Source organism: Pseudomonas lutea, assembly GCF_000759445.1.
In the GTDB taxonomy this organism is placed as follows: Bacteria; Pseudomonadota; Gammaproteobacteria; order Pseudomonadales; family Pseudomonadaceae; genus Aquipseudomonas; species Aquipseudomonas lutea.
The window spans coordinates 1,953,736-1,976,867 of the sequence record NZ_JRMB01000001.1 but is presented as its reverse complement, the minus strand read 5'-3'; the positions used below and the strand labels follow the sequence as shown (position 1 = coordinate 1,976,867).

22 protein-coding genes and 1 pseudogene are annotated in these 23,132 nt (G+C 61.3%); all 23 read left to right on the top strand.

Annotation, left to right across the window (positions count from 1 at the left end; all coding sequences use genetic code 11):
- Nucleotides 1-9 precede the first annotated feature (9 nt).
- The 23 genes and pseudogenes from fliM to motD all read left to right on the top strand — a co-directional run bounded on the left by fliM (nt 10) and on the right by motD (nt 23,126).
- Complete coding sequence (gene fliM, locus LT42_RS08495; protein WP_037011544.1) at nt 10-978, top strand: flagellar motor switch protein FliM; 969 nt, start codon at nt 10-12, stop codon at nt 976-978.
- A gap of 62 nt (nt 979-1,040) precedes the next feature.
- On the top strand, nt 1,041-1,499 hold the full coding sequence (gene fliN / locus LT42_RS08490; RefSeq protein WP_037011542.1) for a flagellar motor switch protein FliN: 459 nt from the start codon (nt 1,041-1,043) through the stop codon (nt 1,497-1,499).
- 60 nt (nt 1,500-1,559) lie between these two features.
- Nucleotides 1,560-1,991, top strand: a pseudogene (gene fliO, locus LT42_RS08485) (flagellar biosynthetic protein FliO); the annotation flags it as partial.
- Nucleotides 1,992-2,086: 95 nt separating this feature from the next.
- A complete protein-coding gene (gene fliP / locus LT42_RS08480) occupies nt 2,087-2,830 on the top strand; it encodes a flagellar type III secretion system pore protein FliP (RefSeq protein WP_037011539.1) in 744 nt (247 codons plus the stop codon).
- A gap of 25 nt (nt 2,831-2,855) precedes the next feature.
- Nucleotides 2,856-3,125: a flagellar biosynthesis protein FliQ gene (gene fliQ / locus LT42_RS08475; protein ID WP_037011537.1), complete on the top strand. Its 270-nt coding sequence runs from the start codon at nt 2,856-2,858 to the stop codon at nt 3,123-3,125.
- A gap of 7 nt (nt 3,126-3,132) precedes the next feature.
- Nucleotides 3,133-3,918, top strand: coding sequence for a flagellar biosynthetic protein FliR (fliR, locus tag LT42_RS08470; RefSeq protein WP_037011536.1), 786 nt, complete (start codon nt 3,133-3,135; stop codon nt 3,916-3,918).
- A gap of 1 nt (nt 3,919) precedes the next feature.
- On the top strand, nt 3,920-5,059 hold the full coding sequence (gene flhB, locus LT42_RS08465) for a flagellar biosynthesis protein FlhB (RefSeq protein ID WP_037011535.1): 1,140 nt from the start codon (nt 3,920-3,922) through the stop codon (nt 5,057-5,059).
- A gap of 1,061 nt (nt 5,060-6,120) precedes the next feature.
- The gene (locus LT42_RS08460) at nt 6,121-6,696 is read left to right on the top strand and encodes a sigma-70 family RNA polymerase sigma factor (protein ID WP_208855894.1); all 576 of its coding nucleotides are present in this window, start codon (nt 6,121-6,123) and stop codon (nt 6,694-6,696) included.
- A complete protein-coding gene (locus tag LT42_RS08455; RefSeq protein ID WP_037011533.1) occupies nt 6,693-7,418 on the top strand; it encodes an anti-sigma factor in 726 nt (241 codons plus the stop codon). Before LT42_RS08460 ends, LT42_RS08455 begins: the two co-directional genes overlap by 4 nt.
- A gap of 74 nt (nt 7,419-7,492) precedes the next feature.
- Complete coding sequence (locus tag LT42_RS08450) at nt 7,493-8,050, top strand: fasciclin domain-containing protein (protein WP_037011531.1); 558 nt, start codon at nt 7,493-7,495, stop codon at nt 8,048-8,050.
- 235 nt (nt 8,051-8,285) lie between these two features.
- Nucleotides 8,286-8,828 carry a DUF3455 domain-containing protein gene (locus LT42_RS08445; RefSeq protein WP_037011530.1) on the top strand — a complete coding sequence of 181 codons (543 nt, stop codon included), beginning with the start codon at nt 8,286-8,288 and terminating at the stop codon, nt 8,826-8,828.
- Nucleotides 8,829-8,940: 112 nt separating this feature from the next.
- A complete protein-coding gene (locus LT42_RS08440) occupies nt 8,941-9,504 on the top strand; it encodes a sigma-70 family RNA polymerase sigma factor (RefSeq protein ID WP_037011528.1) in 564 nt (187 codons plus the stop codon).
- A 23-nt stretch (nt 9,505-9,527) separates the two neighbouring features.
- Nucleotides 9,528-10,226, top strand: a complete 699-nt coding sequence (locus LT42_RS08435) for an anti-sigma factor (RefSeq protein ID WP_152597658.1) — start codon at nt 9,528-9,530, stop codon at nt 10,224-10,226.
- A gap of 686 nt (nt 10,227-10,912) precedes the next feature.
- Complete coding sequence (flhA, locus tag LT42_RS08430) at nt 10,913-13,042, top strand: flagellar biosynthesis protein FlhA (protein ID WP_037011524.1); 2,130 nt, start codon at nt 10,913-10,915, stop codon at nt 13,040-13,042.
- A gap of 11 nt (nt 13,043-13,053) precedes the next feature.
- Nucleotides 13,054-14,397 (top strand): flagellar biosynthesis GTPase FlhF, encoded by a 1,344-nt coding sequence (gene flhF, locus LT42_RS08425; RefSeq protein ID WP_037011522.1) that lies wholly within the window; start codon nt 13,054-13,056, stop codon nt 14,395-14,397.
- Between the two features lie 118 nt (nt 14,398-14,515).
- Complete coding sequence (gene fleN / locus LT42_RS08420; RefSeq protein WP_037011520.1) at nt 14,516-15,349, top strand: flagellar synthesis regulator FleN; 834 nt, start codon at nt 14,516-14,518, stop codon at nt 15,347-15,349.
- A complete protein-coding gene (gene fliA / locus LT42_RS08415) occupies nt 15,346-16,089 on the top strand; it encodes an RNA polymerase sigma factor FliA (RefSeq protein ID WP_037011519.1) in 744 nt (247 codons plus the stop codon). Before fleN ends, fliA begins: the two co-directional genes overlap by 4 nt.
- 240 nt (nt 16,090-16,329) lie before the next feature.
- The gene (locus LT42_RS08410; RefSeq protein ID WP_172612850.1) at nt 16,330-16,704 is read left to right on the top strand and encodes a chemotaxis response regulator CheY; all 375 of its coding nucleotides are present in this window, start codon (nt 16,330-16,332) and stop codon (nt 16,702-16,704) included.
- A gap of 19 nt (nt 16,705-16,723) precedes the next feature.
- Nucleotides 16,724-17,512: a protein phosphatase CheZ gene (locus LT42_RS08405; RefSeq protein WP_037011517.1), complete on the top strand. Its 789-nt coding sequence runs from the start codon at nt 16,724-16,726 to the stop codon at nt 17,510-17,512.
- A gap of 145 nt (nt 17,513-17,657) precedes the next feature.
- Nucleotides 17,658-19,973 (top strand): chemotaxis protein CheA, encoded by a 2,316-nt coding sequence (locus tag LT42_RS08400; RefSeq protein WP_037011515.1) that lies wholly within the window; start codon nt 17,658-17,660, stop codon nt 19,971-19,973.
- 342 nt (nt 19,974-20,315) lie between these two features.
- Entirely contained in the window at nt 20,316-21,497 is a 1,182-nt protein-coding gene (locus LT42_RS08395) for a protein-glutamate methylesterase/protein-glutamine glutaminase (RefSeq protein WP_037011513.1), read from the top strand.
- Complete coding sequence (locus LT42_RS08390) at nt 21,497-22,237, top strand: flagellar motor protein (RefSeq protein ID WP_037011511.1); 741 nt, start codon at nt 21,497-21,499, stop codon at nt 22,235-22,237. Before LT42_RS08395 ends, LT42_RS08390 begins: the two co-directional genes overlap by 1 nt.
- A gap of 7 nt (nt 22,238-22,244) precedes the next feature.
- Nucleotides 22,245-23,126: a flagellar motor protein MotD gene (gene motD / locus LT42_RS08385; RefSeq protein ID WP_037011509.1), complete on the top strand. Its 882-nt coding sequence runs from the start codon at nt 22,245-22,247 to the stop codon at nt 23,124-23,126.
- Nucleotides 23,127-23,132: the final 6 nt, after the last annotated feature.

Sequence of the window (23,132 nt, the reverse complement as noted above, 5' to 3'; positions counted from 1 at the left end):
GACCACGACATGGCCGTGCAAGACCTGCTGTCCCAGGATGAGATCGACGCGCTGCTGCATGGCGTCGACGATGGTCTGGTGCAGACCGATAGTGTTGTCGACCCTGGCAGCGTAAAAAGTTACGACCTCACCAGCCAGGATCGCATCGTCCGCGGACGCATGCCGACCCTGGAAATGATCAACGAGCGTTTCGCCCGTTACACACGCATCAGCATGTTCAACCTGCTGCGTCGCTCTGCCGACGTTGCCGTGGGCGGCGTGCAGGTGATGAAGTTCGGCGAATACGTGCATTCCCTTTACGTGCCGACCAGCCTCAACCTGGTCAAGATCAAACCCCTGCGCGGCACGGCGCTGTTCATCCTCGACGCCAAGCTGGTGTTCAAGCTGGTGGACAACTTCTTTGGTGGCGACGGTCGTCACGCGAAGATCGAAGGGCGTGAATTCACCCCTACCGAACTACGCGTCGTACGGATTGTGCTGGATCAGGCGTTCATTGATTTGAAAGAAGCCTGGCAGGCGATCATGGAAGTCAACTTCGAGTACATCAACTCCGAAGTCAACCCGGCCATGGCCAACATTGTCGGCCCGAGCGAGGCGATCGTGGTGTCCACGTTCCACATCGAACTGGACGGCGGTGGCGGCGATCTGCACGTGACCATGCCGTATTCGATGATTGAGCCGGTGCGCGAAATGCTCGACGCCGGTTTCCAGTCGGATCTCGACGACCAGGACGAACGCTGGGTCAATGCGCTCAAGCAAGACGTGCTCGACGTGTCGGTGCCGCTGCGTGCAACCGTTGCCACGCGTCAGCTCAAGCTGCGGGACATCCTGCACATGCAGCCGGGGGACGTGATCCCGGTCGAGCTGCCGGAGAGTCTGGTCATGCGCGCCAACGGCGTGCCGTCCTTCAAGGTCAAGCTGGGTTCGCACAAGGGCAATCTGGCCCTGCAAGTGGTCGAACCGATAGAACGCCGCTGACGCTCAGGCGTCGGCTAAATGAATGTGCTGCGTAAACGAATCAATGTTCCCCGAGGACAACCATGGCTAATGATAACGAAATGAACTCCGCTGACGACCAGGCTCTGGCTGACGAATGGGCGGCTGCACTGGGCGAGGCCGGGGAAGGGCAAGCGGACATCGACGCGCTGCTGGCGGCTGATGCGGGTAACTCCACCAACCGCATGGCGATGGAAGAATTCGGCGGCATGCCGAAAAGCAACGGCGCGGTGACTCTGGACGGCCCGAACCTGGACGTGATCCTTGATATCCCGGTGTCGATTTCCATGGAAGTGGGCAGCACGGACATCAACATCCGCAACCTGCTGCAGCTCAACCAGGGATCGGTGATCGAGCTCGACCGTCTGGCCGGCGAACCGCTGGACGTGTTGGTCAACGGCACCCTGATTGCTCACGGCGAAGTGGTGGTGGTCAACGAAAAGTTCGGCATCCGTCTGACCGACGTGATCAGCCCGAGCGAACGCATCAAGAAGCTGCGTTAAGTGCGCGGTGTGTTCAAGACACTGACGAGCCTGCCGCTGCTGGCGTTGTCCTGGGCAGTGATGGCGGCCGACCCGGTAACGCCCGCACCGGCTGCGGCTTCCGGCGTGAGCACTGGCGCGGTAGTGACGACTGGGGCCCCGGCTGCAGCTGCCCCGGTCGCCGGTACGCTGGGCAGCGGAATTGGTGGTCAGTTGCTGCAACTGGTGCTGGGTCTGCTGTTGGTGATCGGCCTGATCTTCGTGCTCGCCTGGCTGATGCGCCGGGTGCAGCGCGCGGGCCCGGCCGGCAATCAGGTGATCAAGCTGGTCGGCTCCCGCGCATTGGGTACACGGGACCGGCTGGTGCTGGTGCAGGTCGGCAACGAGCAGGTGCTGCTCGGTGTGTCGCCCGGCAGCATTACCGCTTTGCACGTCATGAAGGACCCGGTGGACGTACCCGATCCGCAGAACGCACCGCCCGAATTCGCCAAACGCTTGCTTGAGGCCCTGGGCAACAAGGGCGTGGCCGGGCAACGGGTGACCCAGCGTTCGGATAACAGTTCGGTTAACAAAGGCTTTGGTACTCCGGATCAGAAGGACACGAACTGATGCGCATTGTTTTGACGCTGCTGCTGTTGCTTGCAGCGCCGCTGGCGTTCGGCGCCGATCCATTGTCGATCCCGGCCATCACGCTGGGCACCGGCGCCAATGGCCAGCAGGAATACTCGGTCAGCCTGCAGATCCTGCTGATCATGACGGCGCTGAGCTTCATTCCGGCGTTCGTCATGCTGATGACCAGTTTTACGCGGATCATCATCGTCTTCTCGATCCTGCGTCAGGCCTTGGGCCTGCAACAGACGCCGTCCAACCAGATCCTCACCGGGATGGCGCTGTTTCTGACGATGTTCATCATGGCGCCGGTGTTCGATCGGGTGAACAACGATGCCCTGCAGCCCTATCTGGCGGAGAAGCTCTCCGCCCAGGACGCCGTGGCCAAGGCCGAAGTGCCGATCAAGGACTTCATGCTGGCGCAGACCCGTTCCAGCGACCTTGAGCTGTTCATGCGCCTGTCCAAGCGCACCGACATCGCAACGCCGGACGCAGCACCGCTGACCATTCTGGTGCCGGCATTCGTGACGTCCGAACTGAAAACGGCGTTCCAGATCGGCTTCATGATCTTCATCCCGTTTCTGATCATCGATCTGGTGGTCGCGAGCATCCTCATGGCGATGGGGATGATGATGCTGTCGCCGCTGATCATTTCCCTGCCGTTCAAAATCATGCTGTTCGTGCTGGTGGATGGCTGGGCGCTGATCATCGGCACGCTGGCCGGCAGCTTTGGTGGCGTATGAACCTGTTTGACGTGGAGTGCGCAGCATGACCCCGGAAGTAGCAGTTGACCTGTTTCGCGAAGCGCTGTGGCTGACCACGACCATGGTCGCCATTTTGGTGGTGCCGAGCCTGATCGTCGGCTTGATCGTCTCGATGTTTCAGGCCGCCACGCAGATCAACGAACAGACGTTGAGCTTCCTGCCGCGCCTGTTGGTCATGCTGGTTACGCTGATCGTGGTCGGCCCGTGGATGGTGCGCACCTTCATGGAGTACATCACGTCGCTGTACACCAGCATTCCCCAAGTGATCGGCTGATCCCTCGATGGAACCTGTGCTGGCGCTGACCGACACACAGATCAGCACGTGGGTGGCGGCGTTCATGCTGCCGCTGTTTCGCATCGGCGCGCTGCTGATGACCATGCCGATGATCGGTACCGCCCTGGTGCCCAAGCGCGTGCGTCTCTATCTGGCGCTGGCAATCACGGTCGTCGTCGCGCCGAGCCTCCCACCCATGCCCGCCGTCAACGCGCTCGACCTCAGCGGGCTCCTGTTGATCGCTCAGCAAATCCTCATCGGCGCCGGCATGGGCCTGTCGCTGCAGTTGTTTTTTCAGGCTTTCGTGATCGCCGGGCAGATCATCGGCATCCAGATGGGCATGGGCTTCGCGTCCATGGTCGATCCGGTCAACGGGGTGTCGGTGGCGACCATCGGGCAGTTTCTAACCATGCTGGTGACCCTGCTGTTCCTCGCCATGAACGCGCACCTGGTGGTGTTCGAAATCCTGATCGAAAGTTTCACCACCCTCCCGGTGGGGCAAGGTATCAGCACGGCGGACATCTGGCTGTTGGTGATGCGGCTCGGCTGGGTGCTCGGCGCGGCGCTGGTGCTGGTGCTGCCGGCCATTGCTGCGCTGCTGGTGGTGAACATCGCCATGGGTGTGATGACCCGCGCGGCGCCGCAGCTGAACATCTTTTCGATCGGTTTTCCGCTGACGCTGGTGCTGGGCATGGTGATTCTGTGGATCACCCTCGGCGACATTCTCAATCAATACCAACCGCTGGCGGTCGACGCCTTGCAGTTGCTCAGAGACTTGGTCAAGGCGCGCTGACATGGCCGAAAGCGAGAGTGGTCAGGACAAGACAGAAGACCCCACGGACAAACGCAAACGCGAGGCCAGGGAGAAGGGCGAGATTGCCCGCTCCAAGGAACTCAACACCGTTGTCGTGATGATCGTGGGCGCTGCGGGGCTGCTGGCATTCGGCGGTTCCATGGCGGAAATGATGATGCAGTTGATGCGCGACAACTTCACCATCACGCGCGCGGCCATCCTCGACGAGCGCAGCATGGCGATCATGCTCATGGCGTCGGGCAAGGCGGCGTTGCTGTCGGTTCAGCCGATTTTGCTGGCATTGACCCTGGCGGCGTTTATCGGGCCTATCTCACTGGGTGGCTGGCTGTTTGCCGCCGGTTCTCTGGCACCCAAGTTCAGCCGCATGAACCCGGCGGCGGGCATCAAGCGCATGTTTTCGCCGAAAGCGTTGATTGAACTGCTCAAGTCCCTGGCGAAATTTTTCATCGTGCTGATGGTGGCGCTGGTGGTGCTGGGCAAGGACAAGGCGGACCTGGTTGCCATCGCCCATGAGCCGCTGGAAATGGCGGTGGTGCACAGTTTGCAGCTGGTTGGCTGGAGCACGCTGTGGATGGCGCTGGGGCTGTTGATCATTGCAGCGGTGGATGTACCGGTGCAGTTGTGGGAATCGCACAAGAAGCTGCTGATGACCAAGCAGGAGGTGCGCGATGAGCACAAGGACAGCGAGGGGCGGCCGGAGGTCAAGCAGCGGATTCGTCAGTTGCAGCGGGAGATGTCGCAGCGGCGGATGATGACGGCGATTCCGGACGCGGATGTGATCATCACGAACCCGACGCATTATGCGGTGGCGTTGAAGTATGACGCGGAGCGGGGCGGGGCGCCGATTCTGCTGGCCAAGGGCAGTGATTTCATGGCGTTGAAGATTCGGGAGATTGCGGCGCAGCATGAGATTCTGTTGTTGCAGTCGCCGGCGCTGGCGCGGTCGATTTATTACAGTACGGAGTTGGATCAGGAGATTCCGGCGGGGTTGTATCTGGCGGTGGCGCAGGTGTTGGCGTATGTGTATCAGATTCGTCAGTATCAGGCGGGGCGCGGGAAGCGACCTGATCCGTTGAAGGATAATTTGCCGATTCCGCCGGATCTGAGGCGCGATTCGTAAACTTGGTTTTGGATCAAGATCAATATCAACGGCGCGGCCTAACGGCCTTGGGTTTCGCCTTCGGCGAGTTACTTTTAAAAAGCCGGGAGCCGGACCAACTAAAAGTAACCAAAAGTGCCTGCTCCTGGTTGGGCTCCTCCTTCGTCGGAGTACCTTCACTCCGGGCTTGCTCCGTGGGCCCGCCGCCATCCGCCATCCATGGCGGGGGGCGGCTCTCGCCGCATCCCTGCGGCTCGGCCCACTGCGCAAGCCCTGCGTTCAGCCTGCACCCAAGTCGCGATTGGCGGTGACTGGGCCATTTGTGTATGACGATCAGAGCAGATCAAAAGCAGATCGACTGCAGAGCCAAGGCAGATCAAAGGCTTCCCGGCTGAAGCCGGTCCCACTGACGGCACGCGCTGTTTTTAGTGGGACCGGCTTCAGCCGGGAAGCTTTTGCTTCTGCTTTTTGCTGTTGCTTTGTTGATCGTTCCCACGCTCCGCGTGGTAACGCCCGTCCGGACGCTCCGCGTCCCTCTGGAGATATGGATTCAGGCCCAGGTAAGTGACGCCCATACTAATGCCTCGGCATGCTCACCGGTTTTGGCTTCACACACCCCTCTGTAGGAGCCGGCTTGCTGGCGAATGCTTGCTCCCAGCTGCGTCTTCATATCTGACCCACCGCTTTCGCCAGCAAGCCGGCTCCTGCCGGGGATCACGTTCGGTTGTCGATCGGTCCTACGATCCGCGTGGGTATGCACTACATGACGCTCGGCGTCACAGCGGCGCGCCTTCGCCCACACCGCAACGGGCTCACCACTCTTCTGATCGTTCCCACGCTCCGCGTGGTAACGCCGGTCCGGACGCTCCGCGTCTCTCTGAAGATATGGATTCAGGCCCAGGTAAGTGACGCCTTTACTAATGCCCCGGCATGCTCACCGGTTTTGGCTTCACACACCCCTCTGTAGGAGCGCGCTTGCCCGCGATCGCGGTGGGTCATTTGGCGCTTTCACCTCCGACCCAACTAGCCCAACCCTTCAAACGCGACTAGAGTGGCCGCAGTCTCCCTCAAGGCCTCGCCACTTGACCATTCGATCGAATGCCGCTCATTCCTCTGACGCTCAGTCCGGCGCCGAGGCGTTGAATGTCTTGATGCAGGCTTGCGGCAGCGGCAATCGGGTGGCGTTTGAAGCGGTGTATCGCGCTACGTCTTCCAGATTGTTCGGGATTTGCCTGCATTACTCGGATAATCGGGCCGAGGCCGAAGAGGTACTTCAGGAGGTGTACATCATGGCGTGGGTAAAGGCGTCTGGATTCGATCCCCGGCTGGGCAGCGCGATGACGTGGCTGTCGACCATGGCCCGCCACAAGGCCATCGACCGGCGCAGAGCCCATCGTCATCATGACCCTCTTGAGACGATCCCCGAAGCCGCATCGCAGGACTCCCTTGTGGACACGCTTGAGCGCGAGCAGCAAGGCAGCCAGCTGGACCGTTGCCTTGAAACGCTGGAAGAGGCTCAGCGACGCTATATCCGGGTTGCATTCTTCGAAGGGTATTCCTACGCCGAACTGGCCGAGCGTCATGGTATTGCGCTGGGCACGATGAAAAGCTGGATTCGTCGCGGGTTGCTTCGACTGCGCGTGTGCCTTGGCCTATGAGCGAGCATCCCGTGCCTCCCGACGAGACCCCGGACCTGCTGATCGCGGAGTACGTGCTTGGCGTGCTCAGCCGCGAAGAGTGTGATCGGGTGGAAGCGATGATCGCGCGGGAGCCGCGCCATCAACGCGCGGTGGCGCAATGGCAGGCGCAGTTCGCCGAGTGGCTCGGTCAATTGCCTGCATCCAGTCCTCCGGCGGGTGCGTGGGCCAGAATTGAGCAACGGTTGTTTGTGGATACCAGTCATCCGCCGTCGCAGGCTTCGGGCTGGTGGAACAGTCTCGGGCTCTGGCGCTGGACGACAGCCGCGCTCGCTGCCGGATTGCTGGCCTCGGTGTTGATCCTTCAGCCGCCTGTTTCGGGGCCAACATCGGGATCGACGTCAGGGTTGCCACTGTTGGCGCGTCTTGAACAGACAGATGGCACGACACTTTTTGCCGCGACGATCGATCCTGGCAGGCGGAGCGTATTGTTCGTCAACACGGCCCGGGCCGACTGGCCGGGCAAGAGTGCCGAGGCGTGGGTGATCGCCGCCGATGGCAAGCCGCGCTCGCTGGGCCTGCTGCCGGTCAATGCCTCGGCAACGTTAAACGTGACGCCGCAACTGGCTGACCTGCTTGCCAGCGGGGCAGTGCTCGCCGTCACCCTCGAGCCGCTGAACGGGTCACCGAGCGGGCAGCCAACCGGACCGGTCGTCGCTCAGGGAAAAATATCTTCGCTTTGATGCATCCGTTACGGCGCCTGCTTCGTATCTCTCTCACCTTCATCCGAAGGACCGAAGATTCTGGGAGAACTACCATGTTGACCCTTGCCAAACGCATTGCCGCTGTCTCCTTCGCCGCTCTCTGCCTTGCTGCATCGCCAGGCTTTGCCGCCGACACGGTCATGGTCGGTGGCGCCGCCATGTACCCGAGCAAGACCATCGTCGAGAACGCCGTCAACTCCAAGGACCACACGACCCTGGTAGCGGCGGTCAAGGCTGCAGGTCTGGTGGACACGCTAAACAGCAAAGGCCCGTTCACCGTCTTCGCCCCCACCAACGAGGCTTTTGCCAAACTGCCGGCGGGCACGGTAGACACACTGGTCAAGCCTGAGAACAAAGCGGACCTGACCAAAATTCTGACGTACCACGTCGTCGCCGGGACCCACACCGCCAAACAATTGATGGCGGACGCCAAAATGAACGGCGGCAAGGTGATGCTGAAAACCGTACAAGGCGAATCCCTTACCGTCATGCCCCATGACGGCAAGCTGTGGGTGACGGACGCCAAAGGCGGCAAAAGCGCGGTCAGCATCGCTGATGTCATGCAGTCCAATGGCGTCATCCACGTCGTCGACTCGGTGCTGATGCCGTAAGCGCTGGCGTCATCACTGCTCTACCCGGTGGACATCAGCTCGGTCCACCGGAGTCCAGGGCCTGACTTGGCGACTGACGTCGTGTCAGGCAACGGACACTCTCTGCTGTGTCTCCCGTCCCCCTGATGTTCCCCGCGCGTATTTATTTTCAATTCGTTGCATCCGTTTCGTTCTCCCACGGGTAGTACAAGAAGTAGCGATGGCTGCTGACCTGTTTATCCAATGGAGAGATGGCATGAACGCTAAGAAAATGTTGGGCGCTTTGGGTGTTTCAATGGCAGCCACTTGCCTGCTGGCCACGGCGCCGGCGGCGTACGCACAGATGGCATTGCCTGACGCGGTCAAGGTTCCGGACGGCCACAAGGTCGCGATGCAGACCGTGGGCGTGGGCGAGATCACCTATGAGTGCCGTGACAAGCCGAACGCCGCCGGCCAGACCGAATGGACCTTCGTGGGGCCCAAAGCGGTGCTGAATGATCGCAGTGGCAAGCAGGTCGGCACGTACTTTGGGCCACCCGCCACCTGGCAGGCCGCTGACGGCTCGAAGGTCACCGGCACGCAAGTTGCCGTTGCCCCTGCCGGTTCAGGCGACATTCCCTATCAGTTGGTCAAAGCCAACCCGGCCGAAGGCAAGGGCGCGATGGCCAACGTCAGCTACATCCAGCGCACGGCAACCAAGGGCGGCGTGGCGCCGAAGATGGAATGCTCGATGGCCACCAAGGGCAAGCAGGAAGTGGTGAAGTATCAGGCGGACTATATTTTCTGGGCTGCTCAGTAAGCCCGAGTCGCGCATCACTGATCGTCGCTGCCGCGTAAATTCATCTACGCTGCAGCGACGCAACCCCGGCTTACGGCCGGGGTGTTCATTTGACGTCGGCGGTTGAAGAATTTTGTCCCTACCCGAATTCTGTTTTGACTATGAAGCGTGCCTTGCGGCGTGCGCACGAGGTGAGCAACGGGCCTTGCGCGATCTCTACACACAGGAGAGTGCGCGTCTGCTGGGTGTTGCCAGGCGAATCGCGCGCAGTGACGCGCTGGCCGAGGACATCGTGCATGACGCCTTCATCAAGATCTGGACCCGCGCCGCGGCCTACGATCCGGCGCGAGGCTCTGCCCGTGGCTGGGTCTTCAGCGTGACGCGGCATCTGGCGCTCAACGCCATGCGTGACCAGGGGCAGACGGTGCAGGTCAGTGAGCAGAGCGAGCACGCGCTGCAGGACCAGGCATCCCTGGAAACAGCAACCCACGCAGACACCTTCGAATACCGAGCCCGCTCGGACCGGGTTTTCGGGTGTCTTGAGCAATTGGAGCCGGCCCGTCGCAGTTGCATTCTCCACGCGTATGTCGATGGTTATACGCATTCGGAAATAGCGCTGAAAATTGGCGCGCCACTGGGCACCGTGAAAGCCTGGATCAAGCGCAGCCTGGTGGCATTGCGGGAGTGCATGGGATGACGGGTCAAACGGAAGACGACGGCATGAATGACCTTGACGCCCTTGCCAGCGAATACGTCCTGGGCACGCTGGAGCCTGGGCAGCGACGCGATGTGCAAAATCGCCTCGCCATGGATCCTGACTTGCGCGCTGCGGTTGACGCCTGGGAAGAGCGGTTGCTCGCATTGACCGAGCTGGCAGAACCGCAAACACCCAGCCCGACGCTGTGGGGGCGCATCGAGCGCAGCCTGAACCATCAGGACCTCCGTGCCTCCCGACCTGCGCCTACCGCGCAGTCATGGTGGAACCTGCTGCCACTCTGGCGCGGGCTTGCCGGTGCCGGTCTGGTTGCTAGCTTGCTACTGGGCATGCTGCTGTTGAACCGGCCGGCGACGGAAGCCCCCACCACCTACCTTGTGGTGCTGGTCGCTCCGCAAAATCAGGCGCCTGGCTGGGTCATACAAGCCAACAATCCAACCCAGATCCAGCTGATACCGTTGAGCGTCAGCCAAGTCCCCGCCGACAAAGCCCTGCAGTTCTGGACCAAGGCCGATGGCTGGCAGGGGCCAGTTTCATTGGGCATGGTCGAACCCGGGCATACCCTCTCCGTGCCGCTGGACAAACTGCCACCGCTGCAACCCAACCAACTTTTCGAACTCACCCTCGAAAACCCAAACGGCTCCCCGACCGGCAAGCCCACCGGACCGATCCAATTCATCGGCCGTGCGGTAAAAGTGATCTGAACCATCGCCTCCAACCAAAGGACGCGAAGCGTCCGAGGCTGCATTCCCACGCAGAGCGTGGGAACGATCAGCCACAGGCCCGTGTACGGCGCCAGATTCGCGGTGTAGCACCTTACGCCTTCCCGGCTAAAGCCGGTCCCACAAAGAGCAGCGCGTCCAGTCAATGAACCCGGCGGCGACCGTAGTGGGACCGGCTTTAGCCGGGAAGCTCTTGATCTGCCCTTGACCTGCCTTTGATCTGCCTTTGATCTTCAAACGCAAAAAGTCCAGTCACCGCCAATCGCGACTTGGGTGCAGGCTGAACGCAGGTTTTGCGCAGTGGGCCGAGCCGCAGGGATGCGGCGAGAGCGCCGTTGCGGACATGGATGTCCGTTCGGCGCGGGCCCACGGAGCAAGACCGGAGTGAAGGAACCCCGACGAAGGAGGGGTCAAGCCAGGAGCACAAGCCCTTGGTTACTTGGGGCTCTATCAAGTAACTCGCCGAAGGCGAAACCCGAGGCCGTTAGGCCGAAGCTTTTGATCTGGATCCTCACCCCAGCGATACAAAACCGTCGCCGTGACAAAAATCTAAATACTGGCATTCTGATATTTTCCCGCCCAACCCAAATGTTGGACCCCTTCTTGCAATAACCCCGATACAACGCTTCGGCGTCAAAAGATTGATTTAACACGCAGGTGCCCAATCGGTGGAACGCTCTCAGATAATCTCCCACGCCCGAACCGGATTGATCGGCCTGGGCCGTGGACAACTCGGCGTACCTTTGCTGCTCCTCGTCATGCTCGCCATGATGATGCTGCCCATGCCACCGTTCCTGCTCGACGTCTTCTTCACGTTCAACATCGCACTCTCCATCGTCGTCCTGCTCGTCTGCATCTACGCCCTGCGGCCGCTCGACTTCTCCGTATTCCCCACCATCCTGCTCATCGCCACCTTGCTGCGTTTGGCCCTCAACGTCGCCTCCACCCGCGTCGTCATGCTTCACGGGCAGGACGGCCATGCCGCCGCCGGTAAAGTCATCCAGGCCTTTGGTGAAGTAGTCATCGGCGGCAACTACGTCGTCGGTATCGTCGTCTTCGCCATCCTCATGATCATCAACTTCGTCGTCGTCACCAAAGGTGCCGGACGGATCTCCGAAGTCAGCGCCCGCTTCACCCTCGACGCCATGCCCGGCAAACAAATGGCCATCGACGCCGACCTCAACGCCGGCCTCATCGACCAGCCCGAAGCCAAGCGCCGCCGCCTTGAAGTCGCCCAGGAAGCCGAGTTCTACGGCTCCATGGACGGTGCCAGCAAATTCGTCCGCGGTGACGCCATCGCCGGCCTGCTGATCCTGTTCATCAACCTCATCGGCGGCATGCTGGTCGGCATCTTTCAACACAACATGAGCTTCGGCGACGCCGGCAAGGTGTACGCGCTGCTGACCATCGGTGACGGTTTGGTGGCGCAATTGCCATCACTGCTGCTGTCGACCGCTGCGGCAATCATGGTGACCCGTGCTTCCGGCTCGGAAGAAATGGGCAAACTGGTTGGCCGCCAGATGTTCGCGTCGCACAAGGCGCTGGCCGTGTCAGCCGGGATCATGATCGTCATGGGTCTGGTGCCGGGCATGCCGCACTTCTCCTTCATCAGCCTGGGCCTGGTCGCTGCCGGCGGCGCCTACCTGCTGTGGAAGAAAGAGAACCAGGTCAAGCTTGCTGCGGTGCAAGAGGTCAAGCGTCAGCAAGAACTGTTGCCCTCACCGATCCGCGCTCAGGAATCCAAGGAGCTGGGCTGGGACGACGTCACCCCGATCGACATGATCGGCCTGGAAGTCGGCTACCGCTTGATTCCGCTGGTTGACCGCAATCAGGGTGGCCAACTGCTGGCGCGGATCAAGGGCGTGCGCAAGAAGCTCTCCCAGGAGTTGGGCTTCCTGATGCCGACCGTGCATATTCGCGACAACCTGGATCTGGCCCCCAGCGCCTATCGCTTGACGCTGATGGGTGTGACCCTGGCCGAAGCCGAGATTTACCCTGACCGCGAGCTGGCCATCAACCCCGGCCAGGTATTTGGCAGCCTCAACGGCATCACTGCCAAAGACCCGGCGTTCGGCCTGGAAGCGGTGTGGATCGAAATCAGCCAGCGGGCCCAGGCGCAATCGCTCGGCTACACCGTGGTCGACGCCAGCACCGTGGTCGCGACTCACTTGAACCAGATTCTCTACAAGCACTCTCATGAATTGATTGGCCATGAGGAAGTCCAGCAGTTGATGACCTTGCTGGCCAAGGGCTCGCCAAAACTTGCGGAAGAGCTGGTACCTGGGGTGCTGTCACTGTCGGCCCTGTTGAAAGTACTGCAGGCGCTGTTGGCCGAGCAGGTGCCGGTGCGAGACATTCGCTCCATCGCCGAAGCCATCGCCAACAACGCTGCACGTAGTCAAGATACCGCCGCGCTGGTGGCCGCCGTACGGGTCGGATTGTCCCGCGCAATCGTGCAAAGCATTGTCGGCATTGAGCCGGAGCTGCCTGTCATCACACTTGAGCCAAGGTTGGAACAGATCTTGCTAAATAGTCTTCAGAAGGCAGGACAGGGTCAGGAAGAAGGCGTTCTCCTCGAACCGAGCATGGCTGAGAAGCTTCAGCGCTCGTTGATCGAAGCGGCGCAGCGTCAGGAGATGCAGGGGCAGCCGGTTATTTTGTTGGTCGCAGGTCCGGTTCGCGCCATGTTGTCCCGCTTTGGACGGTTGGCTGTACCGAATATGCATGTTTTGGCTTACCAGGAAATTCCTGACAATAAGCAAGTCACCATCGTAGCGACTGTCGGGCCTAACGGCTGAGGTAGTGAGTCATGCAAGTTAAGCGTTTTTTCGCCGCCGATATGCGACAAGCCATGAAACTGGTTCGTGATGAGCTGGGCGCTGAAGCCGCCATCATCGGTAACCGGCGGATCGCCGGCGGCGTGGAACTGACCGCCGCCCTGGACTACAAATTGTCAGCGCTGGCACCGCGTGTGCCGAACATCGAACTCGAAGACGAGCTGCGCAAGACCCAGTCGCGCATCGTGACCGCTCAGGCCGAGCTGACCTCGCGCAGCGAGCTGGACACTGTCGCCAACCGCCAGCTGTTCACCGGCCTGGCGATGGACGACAGCAAGCAGATCGAACCGACCCTGGAAGAACCGTTTCGCCCGTCGGTTCACGCGGCCGTGGCAGCCGAACGCGCCGAGCGCAATGCCGAACCTTCGGTCAGCCATCACGTGTACGAGTCGATGCGCTCCGAATTGAACGGCCTGCGCGAACTGCTGGAAGTCCAGCTTGGCTCGCTGGCCTGGAACCAGCTGCAAGGCAGCCGTCCGCAGCAGGCCAATCTGTGGCGCCGTCTGCAGCGCGTTGGCCTGTCCGGCCCCCTGTCCCGCGATTTGCTGGCGATGGTCCCGGACTCGAACGATCAGGCTCACACCTGGCGCATGTTGCTGGCCCACCTGGCCCGCATGATCGCAACGCCGGACGTAGAGCCCCTGGAAGAGGGCGGTGTGATCGCCATGGTCGGCCCTGCCGGCATGGGCAAAACCACCACGCTGGCTAAACTGGCAGCCCGATATGTGTTGAAATACGGCGCGCAAAATATCGCGCTGGTGAGCATGGACAGTTTCCGCATTGGTGCTCAGGAACAGCTGAAGACGCTGGGCCGGATCCTCAATGTACCGGTGACCCACGTCGACCCGGGGCAATCCCTGGCGCAGGCGCTGGAACCGCTGCTGCGCAAGCGCGTCGTGTTGATCGACACCGCGGGCCTGCAAGCCAGCGATCCGGCATTGCGTCTGCAACTGGAGACCCTGGCCGGGCGTGGCATCAAGGCGCGCAACTACCTGGTGCTGGCGACAACCAGCCAGAAGCAGGTGCTGTCTGCGGCGTACCACAGCTATAAACGTTGCGGCCTGGCCGGGTGCATCCTGACCAAGCTCGACGAAACCGCCAGCCTGGGCGAAGTGCTCAGCCTGGCGGTGACACACGAACTGCCTGTGGCCTATCTCACTGATGGCCCACGGATACCGGACGATCTGCATTTGCCGCGTCGGCACCAATTGGTGAGCCGGGCTGTCAGCGTGCAGATGCAGGAGGAGCCTAGCGAGGAAGCGATGGCGGATATGTTTGCGGATCTTTATCACAGCACCGGCAAGCGAGCGGGCTAGGTGAAGAAAATGACAGTGGAATTTTCCTGCATCGATGGTCTGCCAGGCATTGTTCAGGCACTGAACGTGCAGCCCGACATGTGGCTTAGGTCTAAGCAAGACAAGGTAAACAATTAACATGGGCAGCATGCATCCCGTACAGGTTATCGCGGTGACCGGTGGCAAAGGTGGCGTAGGCAAGACCAACGTTTCAGTGAATCTTTCACTGGCGCTGGCCGAGCTGGGACGTCGCGTCATGCTGCTGGACGCCGATCTGGGTTTGGCCAACGTTGACGTACTGTTGGGCCTGACCCCCAAGCGCACCCTGGCTGACGTCATCGAAGGGCGGTGCGAGCTGCGCGACGTCCTGCTGCAGGGCCCGGGCGGCGTGCGCATCGTACCGGCGGCGTCGGGGACACAGAGCATGGTCCACCTGACCCCGGCCCAGCATGCCGGGCTGATCCAGGCATTCAGTGACATCGGCGACAACCTGGATGTGCTGGTCATCGACACCGCTGCCGGTATCGGCGAGTCAGTGGTGAGCTTCGTTCGCGCCGCTCAGGAAGTGCTGCTGGTGGTGTGCGACGAGCCTACGTCGATCACCGACGCCTACGCCCTGATCAAACTGCTCAACCGCGATTACGGCATGAACCGCTTCCGCGTGCTGGCCAACATGGCCCAGAGCCCGCAGGAAGGGCGCAACCTCTTCGCCAAGCTGACCAAGGTCACCGACCGCTTCCTTGACGTGGCGCTGCAGTACGTCGGCGCGGTGCCGTACGACGAGTGCGTACGCAAGGCGGTGCAGAAACAGCGCGCCGTGTACGAAGCGTTTCCGCGTTCCAAATGTGCGCTGGCGTTCAAGGCCATCGCGCAGAAAGTTGACACCTGGCCGCTGCCGGCAAACCCGCGCGGTCACCTGGAATTTTTCGTTGAACGCCTCGTGCATCACACCAGCGCAGGGCCCGTCTCATGACAGCAAGTGGCTATCGCATGTACAGCAAATCGTCCAAAGATTCTCAGTATGAGCTGATCGAGCGTTATGCCCCGCTGGTCAAACGAATCGCCTATCACTTGCTGGCACGTCTGCCAGCCAGCGTTCAGGTCGAGGACTTGATCCAGGCGGGCATGATCGGCTTGCTCGAAGTCTCGACCAAATACGACTCCACCAAAGGGGCCAGCTTCGAGACGTACGCGGGTATTCGTATCCGTGGAGCGATGCTCGATGAAGTGCGCAAGGGGGACTGGGCGCCGCGCTCGGTCCACCGCAACACGCGCATGGTCAGCGACGCGATTCGTGCAATCGAAGCAAAAACCGGCCGTGACGCTAAAGATCACGAGGTTGCTGCCGAACTTCAATTGAGTCTCGACGATTACTACGGGATTTTGAACGATACCCTGGGCAGTCGCTTGTTCAGTTTCGACGACCTGTTGCAGGACGGCGAACATGAAGGGCTGCACGAGGACGGCGCGAGCCAGTCGCTCGAGCCGTCGCGGGACCTGGAAGACGAGCGCTTCCAGGCGGCATTGGCGGAGGCCATTGCCAACCTGCCGGAGCGCGAACGTCTGGTGTTGTCGCTGTACTACGACGAAGAGCTGAACCTCAAGGAAATCGGTGAGGTACTGGGTGTCAGCGAATCGCGCGTCAGCCAGCTGCACAGTCAGTGCGCCGCGCGTCTGCGGGGTCGTCTTGGCGAGTGGCGCGCCCGCTCCTGAATTCTGACGCACGCCGCAAGGCCTGCGAGTTGCTTGTAAGACCGGCTGTGCAAGACGTTGAGCGGGAAGTGGAAGAGGCAGGCAGGAGTCGGTCGAACCGGGTCGTAGATGATCCGGTTTCGCTGCGCTCGTCCCGGTCGATCCCAGCCCTCCGATGTCCGGCACCGCCGGTATTGATTGAACGCGCGTTCAGGTGCTGAACGCGTTAAAGACTGCTTGGAGGTCGAATTGGACAAGAACATGAAAATCCTCATCGTTGATGACTTCTCAACGATGCGGCGGATCATAAAAAACCTGTTGCGTGACCTTGGGTTCACCAACACGGCCGAAGCAGATGACGGACTCACCGCATTGCCCATGCTGCAAAGCGGCGCCTTTGACTTCCTCGTCACTGACTGGAACATGCCCGGCATGTCCGGCATCGACCTGCTGCGTCAGGTGCGTGCAGACGAGCGTCTGCGCAGTCTGCCGGTGTTGATGGTCACTGCCGAAGCCAAACGCGAGCAGATCATCGAAGCCGCTCAGGCCGGTGTGAACGGCTACGTGGTGAAGCCGTTCACTGCGCAAGTGCTCAAAGAAAAAATCGAAAAGATATTCGAGCGCGTCAATAGCTGATGTCCGCTGCGAGGGCGCTATGGATTCCAAAGATTCGACAATGGGTGACTTTGAGTCAACCCTGAAGAAACACGCACAAGAGCTGGTCGCGAGCCTTGAAAAAGGCAAGTTCGGCGATGCCGTGCAACTGATCCATGAGCTTAACCAGACCCGGGACAGAGGCCTGTACCAGGAGGTCGGCAAACTGACGCGCGAGCTGCACAGCGCGATCGTCAATTTCCAGATCGACCCGAACATGCCTCAGGCCGAGGAGGTCTCTCAGATCACCGACGCCACCGAGCGGCTCTCGTACGTGGTCAGGCTGACCGAAAACGCGGCCAACCGGACCATGGACCTGGTGGAGCAGAGCACGCCGTTGATGAGCGGGCTCAGTGCCGACGCCAAATCCTTGAGCGCCGACTGGGGACGCTTCATGCGCCGCGAGATCAGCGCCGAAGAGTTTCGTGATCTGGCGCGCCGCGTCGATACGTTCCTGACGCGCAGCGAAAAGGAGACCACCGAGGTCTCCGCGCACCTCAACGACATTCTGCTGGCCCAGGATTACCAGGACCTCACCGGTCAGGTGATCAAGCGCGTGACCACGCTGGTGACCGAAGTGGAGCGCAACCTGCTCAAGCTGGTCCTCATGGCCAGCCAGGTAGACCGTTTCGCCGGCATCGAACACGACCAGGAAGTCTTCCGTCAGCAAAAAGAACAAGAAAAACTTCACTCCAAGGGTGAAGGTCCGCAGATCCATGCCGATAAACGTGAAGACGTCGTATCCGGACAGGATGATGTGGACGATCTGCTATCCAGCCTCGGCTTCTGATTCGGTCATCCGGATTTCAGATTTCAGGTTCTCTGTGAAAGTGGCTGCTGGACCCGCGCGCCAATGCTTCGACGAAAGCAATGCGCGCTGGCCGTCAGTGCAGCCTCCGGATCGGTTTGACGGTTAATTTTAGGAGCACCCCCCAATGAGCTTCGGCGCCGATGAAGAAATCCTTCAGGATTTTCTGGTAGAGGCCGGCGAGATTCTGGAGCAGTTGTCCGAGCAGTTGGTTGAGCTGGAAAGCCGGCCAGACGATGCGGATCTGCTCAATGCAATTTTTCGCGGTTTTCACACTGTAAAAGGGGGCGCCGGCTTCCTCCAGCTCAACGAGCTGGTTGAATGCTGTCACATCGCCGAGAACGTGTTCGACATCCTGCGCAAGGGTGAACGCCGCGTCGACTCGGAGCTCATGGACGTGGTGCTCGAGGCCCTCGACACCGTCAACAGCATGTTCGGTCAGGTGCGCGAGCGTTCCGCCGTGACCCCGGCCACGCCTGAATTGCTGGCGGCCCTGGCACGTCTGGCCGAGCCGGCCTCTGCCGACGAAGTCGCTGCCGCACCGGTGGTCGAAGAGCCGGTCGCTGAAGCGCCGTCCGAAGACATCACCGACTACGAATTCGAACAGCTTCTGGATTCGCTCAACGCCGTCAAGGCTCAGGCGGCTGGGGGTGTTGTTGCCCCCGTTGCTCCTGCTGCGCCCGCTGCTGCCGCGCCTGTTCCTTCACCGGCTCCGACAGCATCGACGAGCAGCGCGCCCAGTGACGAGATCACCGACGCCGAGTTTGAATCGCTCCTCGATCAGTTGCACGGCAAAGGCCAGTTCGCCGTTGATGCCGTACAGCCGACCGCCGCGGTGACGCCTGCGGCTGCGCCGGCCAGTGACGAAATCACGGACGACGAATTCGAGTCGCTGCTTGATCAGTTGCATGGCAAGGGCTCGTTCTCGCCAGACGCCGCTGCTTCTGCTGTGGCAGCCGCACCCGCCGCACCCGCCGCGCCGGCTGCTCCTGCTGCGCCCGCCGCTGCGTCGAAAGCCGCTGCCTCGGACGAGATCACCGATAACGAATTCGAAGACCTGCTGGATCAGTTGCACGGCAAGGGCAAGTTTGAACCTGCCGTCGCCGCCGCTGCGCCTGCTGCACCGGCCAAAAAGCCTGAGCCCGCTGCCAAGCCCGAACCGGCTAAAGCGACACCTGCTGCTGCGGTACCGGCCAAAGCTGCACCCGCCGCCGCGCCTGCACCGGCCCGAGCGGCTGCTCCGGCGCCCAGCGAGAAGCCGCCGTCCGAAGCGGAAACCACCGTGCGCGTCGACACCGCGCGGCTGGACGAAATCATGAACATGGTCGGCGAACTGGTGCTGGTGCGTAACCGACTGGTCCGCCTGGGCGCCAACAGCGCCGATGAAGCCATGTCCAAGGCCGTGTCCAATCTGGACGTGGTCACCGCTGACCTGCAGACCGCGGTCATGAAGACCCGCATGCAGCCGATCAAGAAAGTGTTCGGCCGCTTCCCGCGACTGGTTCGCGATCTGGCGCGTCAGTTGAAGAAAGAAATCAGCCTTGAACTGGTGGGTGAAGAAACCGACCTGGACAAGAACCTTGTAGAGGCCCTGGCCGACCCGCTGGTCCACTTGGTGCGCAACGCGGTTGACCACGGTATCGAGTCGCCGGAAGAACGCGAGGCGTCGGGCAAGTCCCGTAACGGTCGTGTGGTGCTGGCGGCCGAACAGGAAGGCGATCACATTCTGCTGTCGATTTCCGATGACGGCAAAGGCATGGACCCCGCTGTCCTGCGCGCCATCGCGGTGAAGCGCGGCGTGATGGACAAGGATGCAGCCGATCGCCTCAGTGACACCGACTGCTACAACCTGATTTTTGCACCGGGCTTCTCGACCAAAACCGAGATCTCGGACGTATCCGGTCGTGGTGTGGGCATGGACGTGGTGAAGACCAAGATCTCCCAGCTCAATGGCTCGATCAGCATCGATTCCACCAAAGGCCTGGGCTCGAAGATCATCATCAAGGTGCCGCTGACGCTGGCGATCATGCCGACGCTGATGGTCATGCTCGGCAATCAGGCCTTCGCGTTCCCGCTGGTCAACGTCAACGAGATTTTCCACCTGGACCTGTCGACGACCAACGTCGTCGACGGTCAGGAAGTGGTCATTGTCCGGGACAAGGCGCTGCCGCTGTTCTACCTCAAGCGCTGGCTGGTCAGCTCGGCCGCGCACGAGGAACAACGCGAGGGCCATGTGGTGATTCTGTCGGTTGGCACCCAGCGTATCGGCTTCGTGGTCGATCAACTGGTCGGCCAGGAAGAGGTGGTCATCAAGCCACTGGGCAAGATGCTGCAAGGCACGCCGGGCATGTCAGGCGCCACCATCACCGGTGACGGCCGTATCGCATTGATCCTCGACGTACCGAGCATGCTCAAGCGCTACGCGGCACGACGGATTGGCTAAGCAGTGCGGGCTTCGGTAGTGCGGCTCGCGATGTCTTTCAGTGGAACCGGCTTCAGCCGGGAAGAGGCCGGCAGGGACACCGTGGATGTCGCGGTGTGACACCCAACGGTTTCCCGGAGTAGGACCGGCTTCAGCCGGGAAGAGGGTAGGGCGAACACCGTGGATTTTGCGGCGTGACATCCGATGCGTTCCCGGCTAAAGCCGGTCCTACAGGTCCTACAGGTCCTGGTTAACGCGCGAAAATTGGTCCCACTGGCCTTTCCCGCATCGCCAGATGTGACCCAAGCTACATGATTCAGGGCGTGCGGACTCCCAGGGTGGCGCGCGTTCTATGGAGTGTTTATGGCAGTCAAGGTTCTCGTCGTGGACGATTCGGGTTTCTTCCGACGTCGCGTCTCGGAAATTCTCTCTTCAGATCCCACGATCCAGGTGGTCGGCACTGCCACCAATGGCAAGGAAGCCATTGATCAAGCCTTGGCGCTCAAGCCCGACGTGATCACCATGGACTACGAAATGCCGATGATGGACGGCATTACCGCGGTCCGCCACATCATGCAGCGCTGCCCGACCCCGGTGTTGATGTTCTCGTCGCTGACTCACGAAGGCGCCCGGGTGACCCTCGATGCGCTGGACGCCGGGGCGGTGGATTTCCTCCCGAAGAACTTCGAAGACATCTCGCGTAACCCCGAGAAGGTCAAGCAGATGCTCTGTGAGAAAGTGCACAGCATCTCTCGCAGCAATCGCCGCTTCAGCGGTTACGGCAGCAATTCGACGCCTGCGCCAACGCCTGCTGCCGCAGCGGTTTCGCCGCGTGCATCGTCCGCTGCGCCAACCCCGTCGCGTCCGGCGCCTGCCGCTGCACCTGCCCGTTCAGCGCTGCCAGCGGCTCACGCGCATGCGGCACATACATCAGCCTCGACGGCTCATCCGCACGCAGCACATTCCCCGGCGCCCAAGCGCAAGGCCTACAAACTGGTAGCGATTGGAACGTCCACTGGCGGCCCGGTGGCCTTGCAGCGGGTGTTGACTCAATTGCCGGCCAATTTCCCGGCGCCCATCGTGCTCATCCAGCACATGCCGGCCGCGTTCACCAAAGCTTTTGCCGAGCGCCTCGACAAACTCTGCCGCATCAGCGTGAAAGAAGCCGAAGATGGCGACATGTTGCGGCCCGGGCTGGCGCTGCTGGCCCCCGGCGGCAAGCAGATGATGATCGACGGTCGCGGCGCGGTGAAAATCCTGCCAGGCGATGAGCGCCTGAACTACAAGCCGTGTGTCGACATTACCTTTGGCTCTGCAGCCAAGTCCTACAACGACAAAGTACTGGCGGTCGTCCTGACCGGGATGGGCGCCGATGGCCGTGAAGGCGCGCGCCTGCTCAAGCAGAGCGGCAGCCAGATCTGGGCGCAGGACGAGGCCAGTTGCGTGATCTACGGCATGCCGATGGCAATCGTCAAAGCCGAACTGGCCGACGCCGTCTACAGCCTCGATGACATCGGTCGCCACCTGGTGGAGGCCTGCAGCTGATGGATGTCTTGACGCTCATAGGGATCATTCTCGCGTTCGTCGCGATCATTGGTGGCAACTTCCTCGAAGGCGGGCACCTGGGCGCATTGCTCAACGGCCCGGCCGCGTTGATCGTGCTCGGCGGCACGCTGGCCGCCTGCCTGCTGCAAACGCCCATGAGTGCGTTCAAGCGCGCGATGCAGATCTTCATCTGGATTCTGTTTCCGCCACGCATCGACCTGGCCGGCGGGATTGATCGTGTCGTGTCCTGGAGCCTGACCGCCCGCAAGGAAGGTTTGCTGGGCCTTGAAGCCGTGGCCGACTCCGAGCCCGATGCCTATTCGCGAAAGGGCCTGCAGCTGCTGGTCGACGGGGCTGAGCCTGCGGCCATTCGCGGCATTCTTGAGGTGGACTTCCTCACCCAGGAAAGCCGCGATATTCAGGCAGCCAAGGTCTATGAAAGCATGGGCGGCTATGCCCCCACCATCGGGATCATCGGCGCGGTCATGGGCCTGATCCACGTGATGGGCAATCTGGCCGATCCCTCCCAATTGGGCAGCGGTATTGCCGTCGCGTTCATCGCGACCATTTATGGCGTCGCGTCCGCCAACCTTTTTCTGCTGCCGGTGGCCAACAAGCTCAAGGCCGTAGCCATGCGCCAGTCGCGCTACCGAGAAATGCTTCTGGAAGGGTTGCTGTCGATCGCCGAAGGTGAAAACCCTCGTTCTATCGAACTGAAGCTGCAAGGCTTCATGGAGTGATGGACTGATGGCCCGCCGACGTCGCCACGAAGAGCACGAAAATCACGAACGCTGGCTGGTGTCCTACGCGGACTTCATCACCTTGCTGTTCGCCTTTTTCGTGGTCATGTATTCCATCTCTTCGCTCAACGAAGGCAAGTACAAGGTGCTGTCCGAGGCGCTGGTCGGGGTGTTCAACGAACCCGAGCGCAGCGTCAGACCGATCCCCATCGGCGAGCAGAAACCGCAAACCGTACGCCCGGCCGACCCGTTGGTGCAGGACAGCGAGCAAACCGATGCGGCGCTGGGGCAGGGCGCCCAGGACCCGCTCAAGTCGATTGCCGACGACGTCAATGCAGCCTTTGGTGACCTGATCGCCTCCAAGCAGATGACCGTGCGCGGCAACGAACTGTGGATCGAGATCGAGCTCAATTCCAGCCTGTTGTTTGGCAGCGGCGACGCAATGCCGAGCAATCAGGCGTTCGACCTGATCGACAAAGTCGCCAAAATTATCAAGCCGTTCGACAACCCGGTGCACGTCGAGGGCTTCACCGACAACCAGCCGATCAACACCGGGCAGTTCCCGAGCAACTGGGAGCTGTCGTCGGCGCGTTCGTCGAGCATCGTCCGAATGCTGGCGATGGACGGGATCAACCCGGCACGCCTGGCCTCCGTCGGTTACGGCGAATTTCAGCCGCTGACCTCCAATGCCACCGCCGATGGCCGCGCGCGCAACCGTCGCGTGGTGCTGGTGATTTCTCGCAATCTCGACGTACGCCGCAGCCTGACCGGCTCGGGCACCACCGCCAATGCAAAACCGGACGCGGCGCTGCGCCGTGCTGGCACACAAACTGCACCGGTCCCGACCACACCGCCGCAAGGCGTCAAATCTTCGTCATCTGCCCCTTAAACCCGG

Bases quoted from the DNA above. Each gene is read 5' to 3' on its own strand.
- fliM (WP_037011544.1), top strand. From the start codon at position 10: ATGGCCGTGCAAGACCTGCTGTCCCAGGATGAGATCGACGCGCTGCTG.
- fliN (WP_037011542.1), top strand. From the start codon at position 1,041: ATGGCTAATGATAACGAAATGAACTCCGCTGACGACCAGGCTCTGGCT.
- fliP (WP_037011539.1), top strand. From the start codon at position 2,087: ATGCGCATTGTTTTGACGCTGCTGCTGTTGCTTGCAGCGCCGCTGGCG.
- fliQ (WP_037011537.1), top strand. From the start codon at position 2,856: ATGACCCCGGAAGTAGCAGTTGACCTGTTTCGCGAAGCGCTGTGGCTG.
- fliR (WP_037011536.1), top strand. From the start codon at position 3,133: ATGGAACCTGTGCTGGCGCTGACCGACACACAGATCAGCACGTGGGTG.
- flhB (WP_037011535.1), top strand. From the start codon at position 3,920: ATGGCCGAAAGCGAGAGTGGTCAGGACAAGACAGAAGACCCCACGGAC.
- LT42_RS08455 (WP_037011533.1), top strand. From the start codon at position 6,693: ATGAGCGAGCATCCCGTGCCTCCCGACGAGACCCCGGACCTGCTGATC.
- LT42_RS08450 (WP_037011531.1), top strand. From the start codon at position 7,493: ATGTTGACCCTTGCCAAACGCATTGCCGCTGTCTCCTTCGCCGCTCTC.
- LT42_RS08445 (WP_037011530.1), top strand. From the start codon at position 8,286: ATGAACGCTAAGAAAATGTTGGGCGCTTTGGGTGTTTCAATGGCAGCC.
- LT42_RS08435 (WP_152597658.1), top strand. From the start codon at position 9,528: ATGAATGACCTTGACGCCCTTGCCAGCGAATACGTCCTGGGCACGCTG.
- flhF (WP_037011522.1), top strand. From the start codon at position 13,054: ATGCAAGTTAAGCGTTTTTTCGCCGCCGATATGCGACAAGCCATGAAA.
- fleN (WP_037011520.1), top strand. From the start codon at position 14,516: ATGGGCAGCATGCATCCCGTACAGGTTATCGCGGTGACCGGTGGCAAA.
- fliA (WP_037011519.1), top strand. From the start codon at position 15,346: ATGACAGCAAGTGGCTATCGCATGTACAGCAAATCGTCCAAAGATTCT.
- LT42_RS08410 (WP_172612850.1), top strand. From the start codon at position 16,330: ATGAAAATCCTCATCGTTGATGACTTCTCAACGATGCGGCGGATCATA.
- LT42_RS08405 (WP_037011517.1), top strand. From the start codon at position 16,724: ATGGATTCCAAAGATTCGACAATGGGTGACTTTGAGTCAACCCTGAAG.
- LT42_RS08400 (WP_037011515.1), top strand. From the start codon at position 17,658: ATGAGCTTCGGCGCCGATGAAGAAATCCTTCAGGATTTTCTGGTAGAG.
- LT42_RS08395 (WP_037011513.1), top strand. From the start codon at position 20,316: ATGGCAGTCAAGGTTCTCGTCGTGGACGATTCGGGTTTCTTCCGACGT.
- LT42_RS08390 (WP_037011511.1), top strand. From the start codon at position 21,497: ATGGATGTCTTGACGCTCATAGGGATCATTCTCGCGTTCGTCGCGATC.
- motD (WP_037011509.1), top strand. From the start codon at position 22,245: ATGGCCCGCCGACGTCGCCACGAAGAGCACGAAAATCACGAACGCTGG.